Raw genomic sequence first — 16,485 nt, forward strand, 5'->3', positions numbered from 1 at the left:
GGTCACCTCCCACTCGTCGACGCCCCCGACGGACGAGCGCGCTGCGTCGTCGTCCCCACGGCCGCGCGCAACCGGTCCGCGAACCTCTCCTGCGAGAAGGATCTCACGTGCCGCCGCAGCGCGTCCGGTGACCATGACGCCCGCAGCGCCTCGTCCGTCGCGGCCGCGAACTGCTCCGGCGCGTTGGCCGCGACGTGCCGCCCGGTCACTCCGTCGACGACGGTGTCGAGATAACCGCCGGCCCCCAGCACCACTGCGGGGCGCCCGAACGCTGCCGCCTCCAGCGGCGAGAGCCCGAAGTCCTCGTACGACGCGGCCAGCAGCAGGGCACAGTGCCGGTACAGCCATCGCAGCTCGGCGTCGTCGACCCGCCCGGTGAACGTCACCGCGGCATCGCCCGCCATCCGCTCGAGCCGGGCCCGGTCCGGCCCCTCGCCCACGACGACGAGGCGGGGACCGCCGACGAGCCGCGCGGCGCGGACCAGCACGTCGACGTTCTTGTACGGCAGCAGGCGGGCGACGCACAGCAGGAAACCCGGTTCCAGGCCGTCCACCGGACGTTCCTCCCCCGCCGGCATCATCGCGGGGGGCGGGGGCACGACCTCAGCCTCGATGCCGTACACCGCGCGGACGGCGTCGCGGGTCACGCTCGAGTTGGCCAGGTAGAGGTCGGCGCGGGCCGCGGCGTCGGCGTCCCAGCGCCGCAGCCGAGGTGTGAGCACGTCCAAGGCCGCGCGGGCCAGACCGGCGCGTGCCCGTTCCGGCATGCTTCGTCCGTCCTGCCCCGACAGGTAGCGGGCACGCTGGTAGAGCCAGCGTGCCGGGGCGTGGCAGTAGACGACGGTGCGCCCCGCGCCCCGGTACCCGTGCGCCCACCCGGTCGAGCTGGCCAGGAGGACGTCCGCCTCGACCACCTGGGCGTCGATCGCGCCGGCGAGCCAGGGCAGCGCGAGCCGGTGGTGCCGTCGCAGCACACCCCAGCGATTCAGCCGGGAGGTGCGCAGATCGACGTCGGCGAACTCCGGGAAGGTGCCGTCCGGGTCGTAGAGCGTGGTGAGCACCGGAGCACAAGGGAAGGCCCGAGTCATCGCGAGGGCGACCCGTTCGGCGCCGCCACGCTGTGTGGCGTAGTCGTGGGCGAGCACGACGTCGGTCATCCGGTGCTCCTCGGCGCAGGGTCGAACGTCCCGTCAGGCTACGTCGCCGTCAGCGCCCGGAGGAGACCTCGGCACCGTTGTCACCCGGGTGAAGATCGGCGCCCCGGCACCGTGCGCCGCTCAGCCGCGCTGGTGGTACTTCCCCTGCGCGGCCAGCAACCCCTCGGTGACCACCGTCTCGACCGCGTCCGCGGCGTCGTCGACGAGGATCGGCAGGTCCTTGCGCTCCGTGGCCGAGAAGTCGCGCAGTACGTGGTCCGCGGTGTCCATGCGACCCGGCGGGCGCCCGACCCCGACGCGCACGCGGACGTACTCCCGCGTGCCGAGCGCCTTGGAGATGTCGCGCAGGCCGTTGTGCCCGCCCTCGCCACCGCTCGCCTTGAGCTTGAGCGTGTCGAACGGGATGTCCACCTCGTCGTGGACCGCGAGCACGTGGTCTGCGTCGATCCCGTAGTACTGCGCCAGCGCCGAGACGGGCCCGCCGGAGGTGTTCATGTAGGTGCTGGGCTTGGCCAGGATCACGCGCGGCCCGGGCGCCCCGCCGGGCAGCGTCCCCAGCCGGGTCTCGGCGACCACGGCCTGTGCCCGCGGGTGCTTCGCGAACCGGCTGCCGGTGCGCTCGGCCAGCAGGTCGAGCACCATCTGCCCCACGTTGTGCCGGTTGCCGGCGTACTTCGGTCCGGGGTTGCCGAGCCCGATCACGAGCCACGGACTGTCGGTCATCCCACCTGCCCCTTCATGTTGTGGGCGCGAAATCTGGCCCGGAAGATCCTTTTTATCCTGATATGGCACACAGATTTTGCGCCCACAACGTCGGAGCCTAGTTGCACGACGCAGAACGCCCGACGGCGGCGCGTGGCCGCCGTCGGGCGTTCGGGTGCTTGCTACCTCGTCACGCGAGGGTCACTCGGCGGAGGCGTCGCTCGCGGGCGAGGCGGACTCGGCCGACTCTTCGTCCGCGGACTCCTCGCCGCGCGGCTCGGAGATCGCGACGACGGCGTACGAGGCGTCCGTGAGGAGCTCGACGCCTTCCGGCAGCTCGATGTCGCCGGCGAGGATGTGGTCGCCCGGCTCGCGGCCCTCGATGGAGACCTCGATGGAGTCCGGGATGTTCGTGGCGTCGGCCTCGACGGACAGCGTCTGCTCCTCGACGAAGTGGATGGAGCCCGGCGCGGACTCGCCCACGACGTAGACGGTGACGTCCACGGCGATCTTCTCGCCCTTGGTCACGAGGAGGAGGTCGATGTGCTCGATCTCCACGCGGACCGGGTGACGCTGGACGTCCTTGACGACCGCGAGGTGCTGCTCGCCGTCCACGTCGAGACCGATGAGCGCGTTCGTCTGGCGGACGGCGAGCATGGTCTCGTGACCCGGCAGGTTGATGTGCAGCGGGTCGGCGCCGTGCCCGTAGAGGACGGCGGGAATCTTGCCGGCACGGCGGGCACGACGGGCGGCCCCCTTGCCGAACTCGGTGCGGGCCTCGGCGGCGAGCTTGATCTCGGCCATGTGGATCACTCCTGCTTAAGGTCTGTGCGTGCCGACGACCAGAGGGAGCCGTCGGCTGTCCGCGAAGGGGAACCGGCGCGGACGGGCGGCTGCGTCGGCGTGGGACACGTGACGGACGCGATCGTGGGCGCCGCACGGTCGGCGCGGTGCGCGCCCTACCGGCAGCCGCCCAGTCGATCACGGAAATCCGACGGATCCAGCTCTGCGGGCGATTCTTGCGAAAAGCCGGCGCCCGTCAGACGTCCCTCGCCGAGGCAACCTGGTTACTGTACCTGGCGCGACGGCGCGGAGGGAAGTCGGGTCCGGCCGCAGCCCTGTCGGCCTCGTCTCAGCTGTTGCCGTCGAACAACGAGGTGACCGAGCCGTCGTCGAACACCTCACGGATGGCCCGGGCGAGGAGCGGCGCGATCGAGAGCACCGTCAGGCGGTCGAACCGCTTGTCGGCGGAGATCGGCAAGGTGTCGGTGACCACGACCTCCGAGACGCCGCACTCGCTGAGCCGCTGGCCGGCGGGGTCCGAGAGCACGCCGTGCGTCGCCGCGACCAGCACGGACTTCGCGCCGGCGTCCATGACGACCTTGACCGCCTCGGCGATGGTGCCGCCAGTGTCGATGAGGTCGTCGACCAGCACGCACTCACGCCCCTCGACGTCACCGACGACCCGGTTGGCGACCGCCTGGTTCGGCCGGGTGACGTCACGGGTCTTGTGCACGAACGCGAGCGGGCTACCGCCCAGCTTCTCGGCCCACTGCTCCGCGACGCGGATGCGGCCGGCGTCCGGGGAGACCACCGTCACGTTCGAGGTGTCGACCCGGGTGCGCACGTACTCGGTGAGCACCGGCATCGCCCACAGGTGGTCGACCGGCCCGTTGAAGAAGCCCTGGATCTGCGCCGTGTGCAGGTCGACGCTCATGATGCGGTCCGCGCCCGCGGTCCGCAGCAGGTCGGCGACCAGACGCGCCGAGATCGGCTCGCGGCCCCGGGACTTCTTGTCCTGGCGGGCGTAGCCGTAGAACGGCGTCACCGCGGTCACCGTGCGGGCCGACGCCCGCTTGGCGGCGTCCACCATGAGCAGGTGCTCCATCAGCCACTGGTTGACGGGGGCGGTGTGGCTCTGCAGCAGGAAGATGTCCGCACCACGGACCGACTCACCGAACCGCACGTACGTCTCGCTGTTCGCGAAGTCGTACGCCGAGAGCGGCAGCAGGCCGATGCCCAGCTCCTCGGCGACGGCGTCGGCGAGCTCAGGGTGCGCCCTGCCGGCCGCGAGGACCAGGTTGCGCGCTCCGGTACCGGGGATCGAGGTGTTCATCAGGGAGGTTCTTCCTTCGTACGGGGTCACGGTGGGCGAGCGATCAGGCGGACTCGGAGGACTCCGGTGACCCGGCGTCGTCGTCAGGCACCACCGGGACGGCCCCGGTGAGGGCGTTGTGCTCGGCCAGCTCGCGCTGCGCCTGGCTGCCGAGGGCGCCGGGCCTCTCGCCGGCCCCGTTGGCCCGCGCGGCGGCGTCGGCGGCCGCCGTCCCGGGACGGCGGCGCTCGACCCAGCCGTCGACGTTCGTCTGCTGCGAGCGGCTCACGCCGAGGGCTCCCGCGGGCACGTCGCGCGTGATGATGCTGCCCGCACCGGTGTAGGCGCCGTCGCCCACCGTCACCGGCGCGACGAACATGTTGTCGGCCCCCGTCCGGGCGTGCGAGCCGATGACGGTGCGGTGCTTGTGGACGCCGTCGTAGTTGACGGTCACCGAGGCCGCACCGATGTTGCTCTGCTCCCCGATCGTGGCGTCGCCGACGTACGACAGGTGCGGCACCTTCGAGCCCGCACCGATCTGGGAGTTCTTCGTCTCGACAAAGGTCCCGATCTTGCCCCGCTCACCGAGGACCGTGCCGGGGCGCAGGTACGCGAACGGCCCCACGCCGGCCCCGGCGCCGATCACGGCGAGCGAGCCGTGGGTCCGCACGACGGTGGCGTCCGGGCCGACCTCGACGTCGGTCAGCGTGGTGTCCGGCCCGATGGTGGCGCCGGCCTCGACGCGCGTCGCCCCGTGCAGCTGCGTGCCGGGCAGGAGGGTGACGTCCTGGGCGAGCTCGACGTCCGCGTCCACCCACGTGGTGCCCGGGTCGACGACGGTCACGCCGGCGCGCATCCAGTCGGTCAGGATGCGCCGGTTGAGCTCGGCACCGAGCGTCGCCAGGGCGAGGCGGTCGTTGACACCCTCGACGAGCATCGGGTCGTCGCTGAGCAGGGCGCGCACGGCCCCGCCCTCGGCCCGGGCCGAGGCGATGACGTCGGTGAGGTAGACCTCGCCCTGCGCGTTGTCGGAGCCCAGCCCGCCGAGGCCACGGCGCAGCACCGCGGCGTCGAAGACGTAGACCGACGAGTTGATCTCGCGGATCTCGCGCTGCTCGGGCGTCGCATCGGCGTGCTCGACGATCGCGACGACGTCGCCGGTGCCCTGCTCGCGCACGATGCGGCCGTATCCGGTGGCGTCCTCGAGCTCGGTCGTCAGGATCGTCACGGCGTTGCCGTCGGCGTGGTGGGCGGTGAGCAGCTCACCGAGCGCGGCGCCGTCGAGCAGCGGGATGTCCCCGGCCAGGACGACCACCGAGCCCTCGAGGCCGTCCCCGAGCGGGTGCTCCGCGCCGTCGTGCACCTCGGCGGCGGTCGCGAGGTCTGCGGCCACGGCGGCGTGGGCGCGCGCGTCGAGCGCGTCCAGCGCGCACTGCACGGCCCGGCCGGTCCCGGGGATCTCGTCCTGGTCGACCACGAGGGCGGACTCGTCGAGCTCGAGCGCCGCGGCGGCGACCCGCTCGCGCTCGTGGCGCACCACGACGGCCACGTGCACGGGGTCGAGCTCGCGAGCCGCGGTCATCGCGTGCCCGAGCATGGAGCGGCCGCCGAGGGCGTGCAGCACCTTGGGGGTCGCGGACCGCATGCGTGTCCCTTGCCCGGCGGCGAGGACGACGACGGCGGCCGGTCGCGGCATGCCGTTCGACGCTCGCGTCGGGCCGTGGGCTGCGTGCTGGTCGCCGTGAGGGTCCGTGGAAACCACCGGTACTCCGTCTCTGTCGGGTGTCGCGAGAGCTCCGCCCCCAGGATTCGAACCTGGACCAAGGGCACCAAAAACCCGTGTGCTGCCGATTACACCAAGGCGGATCGGTGCGCCACGGCGGCCCGGGGTCCTCCCCGCAGCACGCGGTACTGCCCACCTGCTGCGCACCGCCGTCACGCGTCCGGGGCCCAGTCTGCCAGGTCGCCGGGAGTGGCTCGCGCACATCCGGGCGAACCGGACGTGAGCGCCACGTGGCGCGGACCACATGGTGGCCCGCGCGGACCAGGCATGATGGACCCATGCCTGCCGACTCTCGCGCGTCCAAGCGTGCCCCGCGTGCCCGGATGACCGCGAGCCAGCGCCGGGAGCAGCTGCTCGCGGTGAGTCGCGGCCTGTTCGCCGCCAAGGGGTTCGAGGGGACCAGCGTCGAGGAGATCGCCGCCACGGCGGAGGTGTCCAAGCCGGTGGTGTACGAGCACTTCGGCGGCAAGGAGGGCATCTACGCCGTCATCGTCGACCGGGAGGTGCAGAGCCTGACGTCGGCGCTGACGGGCGCGTTGGCCGAGGGCGGGCACCCCAAGCTCATGGTGGAACGCACCGCGCTGGCCCTGCTCGGCTACATCGAGGCGTCCGAGGACGGGTTTCGCATCCTGGTGCGGGACTCCCCCGTGGCGCAGGCGACCGGCACCTTCTCGTCGCTGATCGGCGACGTCGCCGCGCAGGTCGAGCACATCCTCGCCGACCAGTTCAAGGGCAACGGGCTGGACCCGAAGATCGCGCCGCTCTACGCGCAGATGCTCGTCGGGATGGTGGCGCTCACCGGTCAGTACTGGCTGGACGCCCGGCGTCCGAAGAAGGCCGACGTGGCCGCCCACCTGGTCAACCTGGCCTGGAACGGCCTGGCGGGCATGGAGCGCAAGCCGGGTCTCATCAACAGCTGACCCCCTCCTCTTCGCCGCTGTGGGTGCACGACGCGCCGCCTGACTCATGCCTCAACCGGCGTGTCGTGCACCCACAAGCACGCGGGGCGAGGGGTTGTCCACAGATGCGGGGTGGGCCCTCCCGCCGCGCCGGGCGCCCGGGCACCGTGTGCCCATGCCTCCCCCACCGCTCGACCCGCGCATCCCTCTCGACCGACCGTTCCGGGTGTCCGACGCCGTCCGGCACGGCGTCCCCCGTCACCGGCTCCGCTCGTCCCGGTTGGCGACCCCCTTCCGCGGCGTCCGCTCCGCCGCGCTGCCGGAGAGCCTGGCCGACACCTGCCGCGCGCTCGCCGAGCGCCTCGGTCCCGACGTGGCGTTCTCGCACACGACGGCGCTCGACCTGCTCGGCGTCGAACGCCCCTGGACGCTGGAGCACGACGACGCCATCCACGTAGTCACCGGCAGGCAGCAGGACCGGCCGCGGTACGACGGCGTGGTCGCGCACCGCTCGCGGCAGTCGTTCCTGGAGGTCGTCGAGCACGACGGGCTGCTCGTCACGACGGCGGCCCAGACGTTCGTGCACGTCGGCGTCGGGCTGCGGCGACCCGACGACGCCGTCGTCCTCGGGGACGCGATGATGCGCCGCCAGCACTCGCTCACCACTGTCGCGGGGCTGACGGACCTGGCCGAGCGCACGCGCAAGGTCAAGGGCATCACCCAGGTGCGTGAGCAGATCTCGCGCATGCGGCCGGGCACCGATTCCAGCCCGGAGACCGTGACGCGCCTGGGACTGGTCGCCGGTGGTCTGCCGTGCCCGCGGGTGAACGAGGTCGTCACCGACCCGGAGGGCCGGTACGTCAAGCGCGTCGACCTCGTCTATCCCGCCGAGCGGATCGCCATCGAGTACGACGGCGACCAGCACCGCACCGACCGGGCTCAGTGGCGTGAGGACGTCCGCGCCCGACGGCGTCTGGAGGAGCTCGGCTGGATCGTCATCGTCGTCGTCGGCGACGACCTGCGCGACCTGCGACCCGTCGTCGCGCGCGTCCGTGCGGCCCTGCGTCGCCACTGACCCCGCCCCCCCTGATCGTTGTGGGTGCACGACGCGCCGTCAGACGGAGTCCCGTAGCCGCGTGTCGTGCACCCACAGCGATCAGGGGGCGCGTCAAGAGTCTTGACGTCGAGAGACCCGCGATACGCTCGTCGCATGGACAGCACGCGCACCGGGGACGAGGTCGACCGCATCGTCGCGGCCTGGCGCCGTGAACGACCCGACCTCGACGTCGAGCCGCTCAGCGTCTTCTCCCGGATCAGCCGGCTGGCCCGCCATCTCGACCGTGCCCGGCGCGGCGCGTTCGCCCGCCACGAGCTCGAGACCTGGGAGTTCGACGTGCTCTCCGCGCTGCGTCGGGCCGGCGACCCCTACCGGCTCTCCCCCGGCACGCTGGTGGCCCAGACCCTCGTGACCAGCGGCACCATGACCAACCGCATCGACCGGCTCGAGCGCCGGGGCCTGGTCGAGCGACACCGCTCCCCGGACGACCGCCGTGGCGTGCTCGTCCAGCTCACCTCGTCCGGTCGCCTCCGCGTGGACGCCGCGATGAGCGACCTGCTCGACGTCGAGACCCGCGTCCTCGACGCCCTGCCCGCCACGGAACGCCCCCGCCTCGCCGACCTGCTGCGCACCCTCGGTGCGCAGTTCGATGCTTAGCCCGTCCGACGGCGGCACCCGCCCTGGCGGCGTGCTCACCACCAGCGCCGGCTGGGGCGCGCTCGGCGCGCTGCTGCTCGTGGCGCTCAACCTGCGCGCCCCCATCACGTCGCTCCCGCCCGTGGTCGACCAGGTCGCCGCAGGGCTCGGCCTGTCCTCCGGTGGAGCCGGCCTCCTGACGTCGGTGCCGGTGCTCTGCTTCGCCCTGTTCACGCCGACGGCGGCGGTACTGGTCGGTCGGCTCGGTCCCGAGCGCACCATCCTGCTCGCCCTGGTCGGCGTGCTGGGCGGGACGCTGCTGCGGTCCACCGGGTCGGTCCCCACCGCGCTCGCCGGGACCGCCGTGCTCGGTCTCGGCATCACGCTCGGCAACGTCGCCGTGCCGGTGGTCATCGCCCGCGACTTCCAACGGCGCGCAGCCGCCGTCACCGGCGCCTACACCGCCACGATGAACGTCGGCTCCACCTTCACCACCATGCTCACCGTGCCCCTGGCGGTCGTGTTCGGCTGGCAGTGGGCGCTGGCCGGGTGGGGACTCCTCGCCGTGGCAGCCCTGGTCGTGTGGCTGCCCACGGGCCGGGCGCTCGCCGTGCGCCACACCGGGGTGCCGCCGTCGGCCGCTGCGCCACCCACCGCCGGGGCGCTCGGTGCGCAACGGCGGCTCGTGGTGCTGCTGGCGCTCGCGTTCGCCGGGCAGGCCTCCGGGTACTACGCGATGACGGCGTGGCTGCCCGCGATCCTGGCCGACCGGCTCGGGATCGACGCCGCGGCCGCAGGCGGGGCGGCGGCGCCGTTCCAGCTCGCGGCCGTGGCCGGCGCGTTCCTCGTGCCGCTCGGGATGGCGGGGCGGCTCTCGGCGCGGAAGGTCGCCACCGGGCTGTCGGTCATGTGGCTGTCGCTGCCCGTCGGGCTGCTGCTCGCACCGCACGCCTGGTGGCTGTGGGTGTGCCTCGCGGGCGCAGCCCAGGGCGGCAACTTCACGGTGATCTTCACGCTGATCGCCCAGCGCTCGCCGTCCGTGGCGACCGCCCGCCGGGCCTCCGCCGTCGTGCAGACCGCCGGGTACGCGTGCGCGGCGACGGCCCCGACGGTCCTCGGCGCGGTCCACGAGGCGACGGACGGCTGGACCGTACCGCTGCTCGTGGCGACCGGGCTGCTGACACTCATGGCGGTGACCCTGTGGCTCGCCTCGGGCCGGCCGCGTGGCGACGCGTTGCGGGTGCACGACACGCCGTCTGGCTGAGCCGCCAGACGGCGTGTCGTGCACCCACACCGCCGGGGGCGGGGGCGGGGGGCGGGGTCCACAGGCGTCACAAGGCGAGCTCGGCGGCCTCCAGCCACTCGATCTCGACCTCGTCCTTCTCGGCGAGCAGCTCGCGCAGCCGCGCGTCGAGCCGCGCGACACCCTCGTAGTCCGTCGGGTCGGCGGCCATCTTGTCGTGGAGCTGCTTCTCCTCCTCGACCAGCTTGGTCAGCCGGCGCTCCAGCCGCTGCACCGCCTTCTTCGCCGCCCGCTGGTCCGCGGGCGACGCCGTGGGCCCGGCAGCACCCGTGCCCGACGACGGCACCTCACCGCCGCGCGGCAGGCCGGAGCCCGCCGGACCCGCGGCCGCAGCACGACGCAGCTCCAGGTACTGCTCCACTCCCCCGGGCAGGTCCCGCAGGGTCCCGTCACCGAGCAGCGCCCACTGCCGGTCGCACACCCGCTCCAGCAGGTACCGGTCGTGGGAGACCACGATGAGCGTGCCGGGCCAGCCGTCGAGCAGGTCCTCCACCGCGGCGAGGGTGTCCGTGTCGAGGTCGTTGGTGGGCTCGTCCAGCAGCAGCACGTTGGGCTCGGAGACCAGCAGCCGCAGGAGCTGCAGCCGACGGCGCTCACCCCCGGACAGGTCCCGTACCGGCGTGTGCGCGCGTTCGCGAGTGAACCCGAGCCGTTCGGTGAGCTGGCCCGCCGTCATCTCCTTGCCGTCCACGACCACGGTGCGCTTCTCGGCGTCGACCACCTGCACGGCCGTCCGGTCGCCGACCTCGTCGAGCTCCGTCACCTCCTGGGTGAGCTCCGCGACCTCGACCGTCTTGCCGCGGCGCACGCGTCCGTCGTCGGGCTCCCGTCGCCCCGCCAGGAGCGCGAGCACCGTCGTCTTGCCGGCACCGTTGACCCCCACGAGTCCGTAGCGGTCGCCGGGCCCGAGCCGCCACGTGACGCCGTCCAGCAGGGTGCGCTGCCCGCCGTCCGGCCGAGGGACGGAGACGGTGACGTCCTCGAGGTCGAGCACGTCCTTGCCCAGCCGCTTGGTGGCCATCTGGGTGAGCTCGAGCGTGTCGCGCGGCGGCGGCTCGTCGTCGATGAGCGCGGCCGCGGCGTCGAGGCGGAACTTCGGCTTGGACGTCCTCGCGGGCGCCCCGCGCTTGAGCCACGCGAGCTCCTTGCGCAGCAGATTGTTGCGCTTCTCGGCCGCGGCGGCCGCCTGCCGCGACCGCTCGGCGCGGGCCAGGATGTAGGCGGCGTACCCGCCCTCGTAGCCGTCGACGGCGCCGGTCCCGTCGCCTCGGACCTCCCACATGCGCGAGCAGACGGCGTCGAGGAACCAGCGGTCGTGCGTGACCACGACGAGCGCGCCCGTCGCGCCGGCACGGCCGTACCGGTCGCGCAGGTGCTCGGCCAGCCAGGCCACGCCCTCCACGTCGAGGTGGTTGGTGGGCTCGTCGAGCAGCATCACGTCCGGGTCGGTCACCAGCAGCGCCGCCAGCGCCGCCCGACGGCGTTGCCCGCCGGAGAGGGTCGACACCGGCTGGTCGAGGTCGAGGTCCGCCAGGAGCCCGGAGTGCACGGCGCGGATGCGGGCGTCGGACGCCCACTCGTGCGTCGCATCGTCGCCGTGCACCAGGTCGAGCACCGTGGCTCCGGGCCGGGCCTCGTCGCGCTGGTCCAGCATGCCTAGCCGGGAGCCGCCCACCCGGGTGACCCGTCCGCCGTCGGGCGTCGCGGTCCCCGCGAGGAGGCGCAGCAGGGTGGACTTGCCGGCACCGTTGGGTCCGACGACGCCGATCCGGTCGCCGTCGTCGAGGCCGAGCGAGACGCCGTCGAGCAGGGTGCGGGTGCCGATGGTCAGAGAGATGCCGTCCGCACCGAGAAGATGAGCCACCCCAGAAGGGTAGTCACCTCCCAGCGCGCAGCGAGACGTCGAGCTCCGTCATGAGCCGGGCCACCCGGCTCCGTCCGGCCGGTGCCGGCGGGTACCGGCGGAGCACGTCCACGACGACCGGCGTGGCACGGTCCCGCGCCTGGGCGAGGGACCGCTCGACAGCGCCCAGGTCGGCGCCGGCCCGGATCTCGGCGATGCGCACGGCGTTCGCCGCGGCACGCAGGACGTGACCCACCTGGTGCGCCTTGGCGATCGGGTGCAGGTACGCCGCCGCGGCGGCATCCCCGGCCGCCTGCGCTGCCAGTCGGGACGCTTCCGTCGGGGCTGCCGCAGCGGCGCGGTGGGCGTCCATCGCGGCCGTGCGCTGCCACCGGCTGCGCGGTGCACCGTCGACGAACGCCCGCGCGGACTCGAGCGCGGCGCGCGGCCGGCCGTCGTCAGGCCGCTCCTGCTCGAAGACGCCGAGGACGTCGCCTGCGGACGTCGCGGCGTAGCGCGCCACCGCACGCAGCTCGTCGCCGGTCAGCTCGAAGTCGCCGGAGGCACCAGACATGCGTCGATGGTGCCACTGCTGGACGGCAGCCCGCCTGACCGGCAGCGATAGAGTGCCGCTCATCACCGCGCCACGTACGGAGGACCACGCATGGCCCAGTTCGACCTGCCCCTGCCCGAGCTCGAGCAGTACGCTCCGCAGCTCGACGAGCCGGCCGACTTCGACGAGTTCTGGGCCGGCACCGTCGCCGAGGCGCGTGGGCACGGCGAGGACGTGCGGGTCGAGCGCGTCGACACCGGGCTCTCGGAGATCACGGTCGACGACGTCACGTTCCCGGGCTTCGGCGGCCACCCCGTCAAGGCGTGGCTGGTGCGCCCCGCACGGGTGGACGGGCCGCTGCCCGCCGTCGTCGAGTACCTCGGGTACGGAGGGGGCCGCGGACTGCCGCACGAGCAGCTCGGGCTGGCAGCGGCGGGCTTCGCGCACCTGATCATGGACACGCGAGGGCAGGGCTCGGGCTGGGGTTCCGGCGGTGACACCCCGGACCCGGTGGGCCACGCACCGGCCTCGCCCGGCTTCCTGACCCGCGGGATCCTCGACCCCGCGGAGCACTACTACCGCCGGGTCTTCACCGACGGTGTCCGAGCGGTCGACGCCGTCCGGCAGCTCGACGGCATCGACCCGGCGCGCGTCGCGGTCGCGGGGACGAGCCAGGGTGGCGGTATCGCGATCGCTGTCGCGGGCCTGCTGCCCGACGTGGTCGCCGCCGCACCGAACGTGCCGTTCCTCAGCCACTTCCGGCGAGCTGTACAGATCACGGATGCTTTTCCGTACGGCGAGATCACCCAGTACCTGTCGGTGCACCGTGAGCACGAGGACGCCGTCTGGCGCACGCTGTCCTACCTCGACGGGGTCTCGTTCGCGCGGCGCGCGCAGGCGGCCGGGCTGTACTCCGTCGCCCTGATGGATGCCATCTGCCCGCCGTCGACCGTGTACGCGTCGTACAACGCCTGGGGCGGTTCGGACAAGAGCATCGACGTCTATCCGTACAACGGGCACGAGGGCGGCCAGCACTACCGGTTCGCCCCGACCCTGGCCTGGTTGCGCAAGCACGTCGGCGAGGTGTGACGCCGTCCTACCTCGACGGGCGCCGTACTACCCCGGCGAGACCGGTACCACCTCGTCAGAGGACGCGGGCGCCCGCGGCCGGGCCGGTGGTGCACCAGACGGCGTCGGCCGCCCCCTCGGCGGTCCACGTCGCGGCGATCGCCAGGGCGTGCTGACGCGAGCGCGCCAACGCGGCGACCGTCGGCCCCGACCCGGAGACCATCGCCCCGAGCGCGCCACCATTCTGCGCGATCTCCAGCGTGCGCTCCAGCTCGGGGCGGAGGTCGAGCGCGGCCGGTTCGAGGTCGTTCTGCAGCGCCTGGCCCAGCGCTGTCGGGTCGCCGGCGCGCAGGGCCTGCATCAGACCGTTGTCGTCGGCCGAGCTGACGTCGGAGCCCGCGCCTCCGCCGAGCTCGTCGAACCGCCGGTACACCGCCGGGGTCGACAACCCCTCGTCGCGGGTGGCGAACGCCCAGTGGAACTCCCCACGGGCCATCGCCGGGGTCAGCAGGTGCCCACGGCCCGTCCCGACGGCGGTGTGCCCGAGGAGCGCGAACGGCACGTCCGACCCCAGCGTCGCCGCGATGCTCTGGAGCTCGTGCCGCGGCAGGGCGGTGCCCCACAGCGCGTCGCAGGCGAGCAGCGTCGCGGCAGCGTCGGCCGAGCCGCCGGCCATCCCTCCGGCCACCGGCACGCCCTTGGCGATGTGCAGCGCCACGCTCGGGTCGAGCCCCACGTGCCGGGCGATCGCCTCGACGGCCTGCCAGGCCAGGTTGCCGGAGTCCAGCGGCACCCGGTCGGCCTGCGGCCCCTCGACGGTCAGCGAGATGCCCGTGCCCTCGGGCACCTCGGTGGCGGTGATCTCCTCGTACAGGGTGACCGCCTGGAACACCGTCACGAGCGGGTGGTAGCCGTCGTCGGCCACGGGCCCGACGCGCAGCGTCAGGTTGATCTTCCCCGGGGCACGCACGCGGACGGACGGCGCGGGGGCGGCAGCGAGGTGGCTCACGCGTCCACCGTGCCAGCACCGGCGTCCAGGCGCTCGGCGATGCGGGCGAAGTCCGAGACCGCCAGGCGCTCACCGCGCAGCGAAGGGTCGACGCCGGCGGCGCGCAGCTCCTCCTCGGCGGCGGCCCCGGAGCCGAACAGGCCCGACAGCGCGGCCCGCAGGGTCTTGCGGCGCTGGGCGAACGCAGCGTCGACCACGCGGAACACCTGCTGGCGCGTGGCAGTCGTCGACGGCGGCTCGTGCCGCTCGAACGCGACGAGCGCCGAGTCCACGTTGGGCACGGGCCAGAACACGTTGCGCCCGATGGTCAGCGACCGGCGGGCGGACCCGTACCAGGCGGCCTTGGCGGACGGTACACCGTAGGTCCGCGACCCGGGTGGGGCGGCGAGGCGGTCTGCGACCTCGGCCTGCACCATGACGAGCACCGAGCGCAGCGAGTCGAAACGCTCGAGGAACGTCAGCAGCACCGGCACGGCCACGTTGTACGGCAGGTTCGCCACGAGGGCTGACGGCGGTTCGCCGGGCAGCTCGGTGACGTCCATCGCGTCCGCGGTCACCACCTCGAGGTCGGCGCCGGGCAGGTGGCGCTCGACGGTCTCGGCGACCTGCCCGGCCAGGACGGGGTCGATCTCGACCGCCACCACCGACGCGCCGGCCTCCAGCAGCCCCAAAGTCAGCGACCCCAGGCCGGGGCCGATCTCCACGACCCGGTCGCCTGGCTGCACCCCGGCCGCACGGACGATCTTGCGCACCGTGCCGCCGTCGTGCACGAAGTTCTGCCCGAGCGTCTTGGTGGGCCGGACGCCGAGGCGCCCTGCCAGCTCGCGGATCTCCGCAGGGCCGAGCAGGGCGCCGGGGGTGTCAGTCATGGGGCTGAGTATCGCCCGACCGGACCTCTCAGTACCAGTTGTTGGCCTGCGAGTGGCCCCAGGCGCCGCACGGGGAGCCGTAGCGGCCGGCGATGTAGTCCAGGCCCCAGGAGATCTGGGTGGCCGGGTTGGACTGCCAGTCGGAGCCGGCGGTGGCCATCTTGCTGCCCGGCAGGGACTGCGGGATGCCGTAGGCGCCCGAGGAGGGGTTGGCGGCCGTGTGCGACCAGCCGGACTCCTTGGTCCACAGGTTCTCCAGGCAGGTCCACTCGCCGCCGCTCCAACCGCGGGCCGCGGCCATCTGCTGACCGATCTCCCGGTTGGATCCCGAGTAGCTGCCGGTTGCGGACGTGGACGCCCCGCCGGACGAACCGGAGGAGGAGCCGGACGACGAGGTCGCCGGCTCGGGCTCAGGCTCCGGCCGCTCCTTGGTGCCCTCGACGAGCACCTCGGTGGTCGGTTCGGCAGTCACCAGGGAGGTGACCTTCTCGTTCGAGACCTCTTCGCCGTCGATCGTGGTGATCTCCCGCACGACGGTGCGCGAGCCGGGCTCGCCCTTCTTCTTGACCTTGGGGTCGAGGTCCTCGAACCGGTCGGAGCTCTTCTTCGTCTTCGTGTCGAAGTCGATCTCCTTGACCTGGGTGACGCGCTCGACCTCGACACGCTGGACGACGACGGCGACCTGCGGCACGTCGGCGCCCTCGGGCAGGCTCTCGGCCGTCACCCCGGCGTCGCCCGCGGTGTGCAGGGTGACGACGTCGTCCTCGTCCACCGCGACCTCGGCGTCGTCGAGGACGTCGTCGAGCTCGTCGGTGCCGTCGGCGACGGCCACGGTGTCGTCGTGCACCACGGCGACCTGGTCGCCGTCGTGCACCTGCAGCGGCAGCTCGGCGCGGTCCTCGGACCGCGACGCGACGAGCGCGATGTCCTCGCCGCGCTGCGCGAGCAGGTTGAGCGCCTCGTGGGCGTCCGCCGCGGTCACCCAGGCGGTGCTCTCCTTGCCGTCGATCTCGACGTCGAGCTCCTTGCCGCTACGCACGACGATCTCGTCGTCGGTGGACAGCGCGGTGCCCCCGGCGGGGGCGACGAGGTCGCGGTCACCGACGGCGACGCCCTCGTCGGCCAGCAGCCCGTCCACGTCACCGGCGAAGGTGCTCACGGTCCGGGTCTCGCCGTCGACGTCGAGCGTGACGGTCTTGTGGGCCTGTGACACGGCGACGGCCGAGCCGACGCCGAGGACGAGGGTGCCGGCGGTGGCGCCGGCGATCAGCGTCCGACGACGGCGCGCGTGGCGCGTGCGGACGGCGCGGGTCTCGGCGGTGGTGGGCCGAGGCTCGTGGTTCTCCGGTGCGGAGGTCATAGAACTCCTGAGGGGGTACGTGGTGGGGGTCGGCTCTCGAAAGCTGGGCGGCGGTCTACACGACTGGCACGCCTCGGGGAGCGCGAACGACACCCGACCGTAACTGATTCGTTATAGAGCGCAAGACGACGTGGGTCACACCTGGCGGTCC

The 16,485-nt window shown here is 73.2% G+C and carries 15 protein-coding genes and 1 tRNA gene; 5 read left to right on the plus strand and 11 right to left on the minus strand.

Translation table 11 applies throughout. The features are described from left to right. Window positions 1-2: 2 nt before the first annotated feature. The 6 genes from ACH5HR_RS10795 to ACH5HR_RS10820 all read right to left on the minus strand — a co-directional run bounded on the left by ACH5HR_RS10795 (window position 3) and on the right by ACH5HR_RS10820 (window position 5,820). Window positions 3-1,157: a glycosyltransferase gene (locus ACH5HR_RS10795; RefSeq protein ID WP_416477801.1), complete on the minus strand. Its 1,155-nt coding sequence runs from the start codon at window positions 1,155-1,157 to the stop codon at window positions 3-5. Between the two features lie 120 nt (window positions 1,158-1,277). After that, a complete protein-coding gene (gene pth / locus ACH5HR_RS10800) occupies window positions 1,278-1,880 on the minus strand; it encodes an aminoacyl-tRNA hydrolase (protein WP_416477802.1) in 603 nt (200 codons plus the stop codon). 180 nt (window positions 1,881-2,060) lie between these two features. Then, on the minus strand, window positions 2,061-2,663 hold the full coding sequence (locus tag ACH5HR_RS10805) for a 50S ribosomal protein L25/general stress protein Ctc (RefSeq protein WP_416477803.1): 603 nt from the start codon (window positions 2,661-2,663) through the stop codon (window positions 2,061-2,063). 328 nt (window positions 2,664-2,991) lie between these two features. Further along, entirely contained in the window at window positions 2,992-3,975 is a 984-nt protein-coding gene (locus ACH5HR_RS10810; RefSeq protein ID WP_402374439.1) for a ribose-phosphate diphosphokinase, read from the minus strand. Between the two features lie 43 nt (window positions 3,976-4,018). Continuing rightward, entirely contained in the window at window positions 4,019-5,650 is a 1,632-nt protein-coding gene (gene glmU / locus ACH5HR_RS10815; RefSeq protein ID WP_402374545.1) for a bifunctional UDP-N-acetylglucosamine diphosphorylase/glucosamine-1-phosphate N-acetyltransferase GlmU, read from the minus strand. A gap of 98 nt (window positions 5,651-5,748) precedes the next feature. Then, window positions 5,749-5,820, minus strand: a tRNA-Gln gene (locus ACH5HR_RS10820). 240 nt (window positions 5,821-6,060) lie between these two features. Between ACH5HR_RS10820 and ACH5HR_RS10825 the strand changes: the two genes are divergently transcribed. The 4 genes from ACH5HR_RS10825 to ACH5HR_RS10840 all read left to right on the plus strand — a co-directional run bounded on the left by ACH5HR_RS10825 (window position 6,061) and on the right by ACH5HR_RS10840 (window position 9,593). Next, a complete protein-coding gene (locus ACH5HR_RS10825) occupies window positions 6,061-6,657 on the plus strand; it encodes a TetR/AcrR family transcriptional regulator (RefSeq protein ID WP_402374543.1) in 597 nt (198 codons plus the stop codon). A gap of 154 nt (window positions 6,658-6,811) precedes the next feature. Further along, window positions 6,812-7,711 (plus strand): hypothetical protein, encoded by a 900-nt coding sequence (locus ACH5HR_RS10830; protein ID WP_416477805.1) that lies wholly within the window; start codon window positions 6,812-6,814, stop codon window positions 7,709-7,711. A 135-nt stretch (window positions 7,712-7,846) separates the two neighbouring features. After that, entirely contained in the window at window positions 7,847-8,350 is a 504-nt protein-coding gene (locus ACH5HR_RS10835; protein WP_402374435.1) for a MarR family winged helix-turn-helix transcriptional regulator, read from the plus strand. Beyond that, window positions 8,343-9,593, plus strand: coding sequence for an MFS transporter (locus ACH5HR_RS10840; RefSeq protein ID WP_416477807.1), 1,251 nt, complete (start codon window positions 8,343-8,345; stop codon window positions 9,591-9,593). Before ACH5HR_RS10835 ends, ACH5HR_RS10840 begins: the two co-directional genes overlap by 8 nt. 67 nt (window positions 9,594-9,660) lie before the next feature. On the opposite strand, the gene ACH5HR_RS10845 is transcribed toward ACH5HR_RS10840, so the two are convergent. After that, window positions 9,661-11,496 (minus strand): ABC-F family ATP-binding cassette domain-containing protein, encoded by a 1,836-nt coding sequence (locus ACH5HR_RS10845; protein WP_416477809.1) that lies wholly within the window; start codon window positions 11,494-11,496, stop codon window positions 9,661-9,663. Between the two features lie 13 nt (window positions 11,497-11,509). Further along, on the minus strand, window positions 11,510-12,049 hold the full coding sequence (locus tag ACH5HR_RS10850) for a putative immunity protein (RefSeq protein ID WP_402374430.1): 540 nt from the start codon (window positions 12,047-12,049) through the stop codon (window positions 11,510-11,512). A 90-nt stretch (window positions 12,050-12,139) separates the two neighbouring features. On the opposite strand from ACH5HR_RS10850, the gene ACH5HR_RS10855 reads away from it, so the two are divergent. Next, window positions 12,140-13,117, plus strand: coding sequence for an acetylxylan esterase (locus tag ACH5HR_RS10855; RefSeq protein ID WP_402374428.1), 978 nt, complete (start codon window positions 12,140-12,142; stop codon window positions 13,115-13,117). A gap of 55 nt (window positions 13,118-13,172) precedes the next feature. Here the strand turns inward: ACH5HR_RS10855 and ACH5HR_RS10860 are convergent, their stop codons facing one another. The 3 genes from ACH5HR_RS10860 to ACH5HR_RS10870 are packed head-to-tail and all read right to left on the minus strand — an operon-like array spanning window position 13,173 to window position 16,334. Further along, window positions 13,173-14,105, minus strand: coding sequence for a 4-(cytidine 5'-diphospho)-2-C-methyl-D-erythritol kinase (locus tag ACH5HR_RS10860; RefSeq protein ID WP_402374426.1), 933 nt, complete (start codon window positions 14,103-14,105; stop codon window positions 13,173-13,175). Beyond that, entirely contained in the window at window positions 14,102-14,974 is an 873-nt protein-coding gene (rsmA, locus tag ACH5HR_RS10865; RefSeq protein WP_402374424.1) for a 16S rRNA (adenine(1518)-N(6)/adenine(1519)-N(6))-dimethyltransferase RsmA, read from the minus strand. The genes ACH5HR_RS10860 and rsmA overlap by 4 nt, the downstream gene beginning before the upstream one ends. 28 nt (window positions 14,975-15,002) lie before the next feature. Beyond that, window positions 15,003-16,334 carry a resuscitation-promoting factor gene (locus tag ACH5HR_RS10870; protein ID WP_416477812.1) on the minus strand — a complete coding sequence of 444 codons (1,332 nt, stop codon included), beginning with the start codon at window positions 16,332-16,334 and terminating at the stop codon, window positions 15,003-15,005. Between the last annotated feature and the right edge of the window lie 151 nt (window positions 16,335-16,485).

It is taken from the genome of Isoptericola maris, assembly GCF_048065335.1.
GTDB classification, from domain to species: domain Bacteria; phylum Actinomycetota; class Actinomycetes; order Actinomycetales; family Cellulomonadaceae; genus Isoptericola; species Isoptericola rhizosphaerae.

Coding starts and splice junctions, on each gene's coding strand:
- ACH5HR_RS10795 (WP_416477801.1), bottom strand. CDS start 1,157: ATGACCGACGTCGTGCTCGCCCACGACTACGCCACACAGCGTGGCGGC.
- pth (WP_416477802.1), bottom strand. CDS start 1,880: ATGACCGACAGTCCGTGGCTCGTGATCGGGCTCGGCAACCCCGGACCG.
- ACH5HR_RS10805 (WP_416477803.1), bottom strand. CDS start 2,663: ATGGCCGAGATCAAGCTCGCCGCCGAGGCCCGCACCGAGTTCGGCAAG.
- ACH5HR_RS10810 (WP_402374439.1), bottom strand. CDS start 3,975: ATGAACACCTCGATCCCCGGTACCGGAGCGCGCAACCTGGTCCTCGCG.
- glmU (WP_402374545.1), bottom strand. CDS start 5,650: ATGCCGCGACCGGCCGCCGTCGTCGTCCTCGCCGCCGGGCAAGGGACA.
- ACH5HR_RS10825 (WP_402374543.1), top strand. CDS start 6,061: ATGACCGCGAGCCAGCGCCGGGAGCAGCTGCTCGCGGTGAGTCGCGGC.
- ACH5HR_RS10830 (WP_416477805.1), top strand. CDS start 6,812: ATGCCTCCCCCACCGCTCGACCCGCGCATCCCTCTCGACCGACCGTTC.
- ACH5HR_RS10835 (WP_402374435.1), top strand. CDS start 7,847: ATGGACAGCACGCGCACCGGGGACGAGGTCGACCGCATCGTCGCGGCC.
- ACH5HR_RS10840 (WP_416477807.1), top strand. CDS start 8,343: ATGCTTAGCCCGTCCGACGGCGGCACCCGCCCTGGCGGCGTGCTCACC.
- ACH5HR_RS10850 (WP_402374430.1), bottom strand. CDS start 12,049: ATGTCTGGTGCCTCCGGCGACTTCGAGCTGACCGGCGACGAGCTGCGT.
- ACH5HR_RS10855 (WP_402374428.1), top strand. CDS start 12,140: ATGGCCCAGTTCGACCTGCCCCTGCCCGAGCTCGAGCAGTACGCTCCG.
- rsmA (WP_402374424.1), bottom strand. CDS start 14,974: ATGACTGACACCCCCGGCGCCCTGCTCGGCCCTGCGGAGATCCGCGAG.
- ACH5HR_RS10870 (WP_416477812.1), bottom strand. CDS start 16,334: ATGACCTCCGCACCGGAGAACCACGAGCCTCGGCCCACCACCGCCGAG.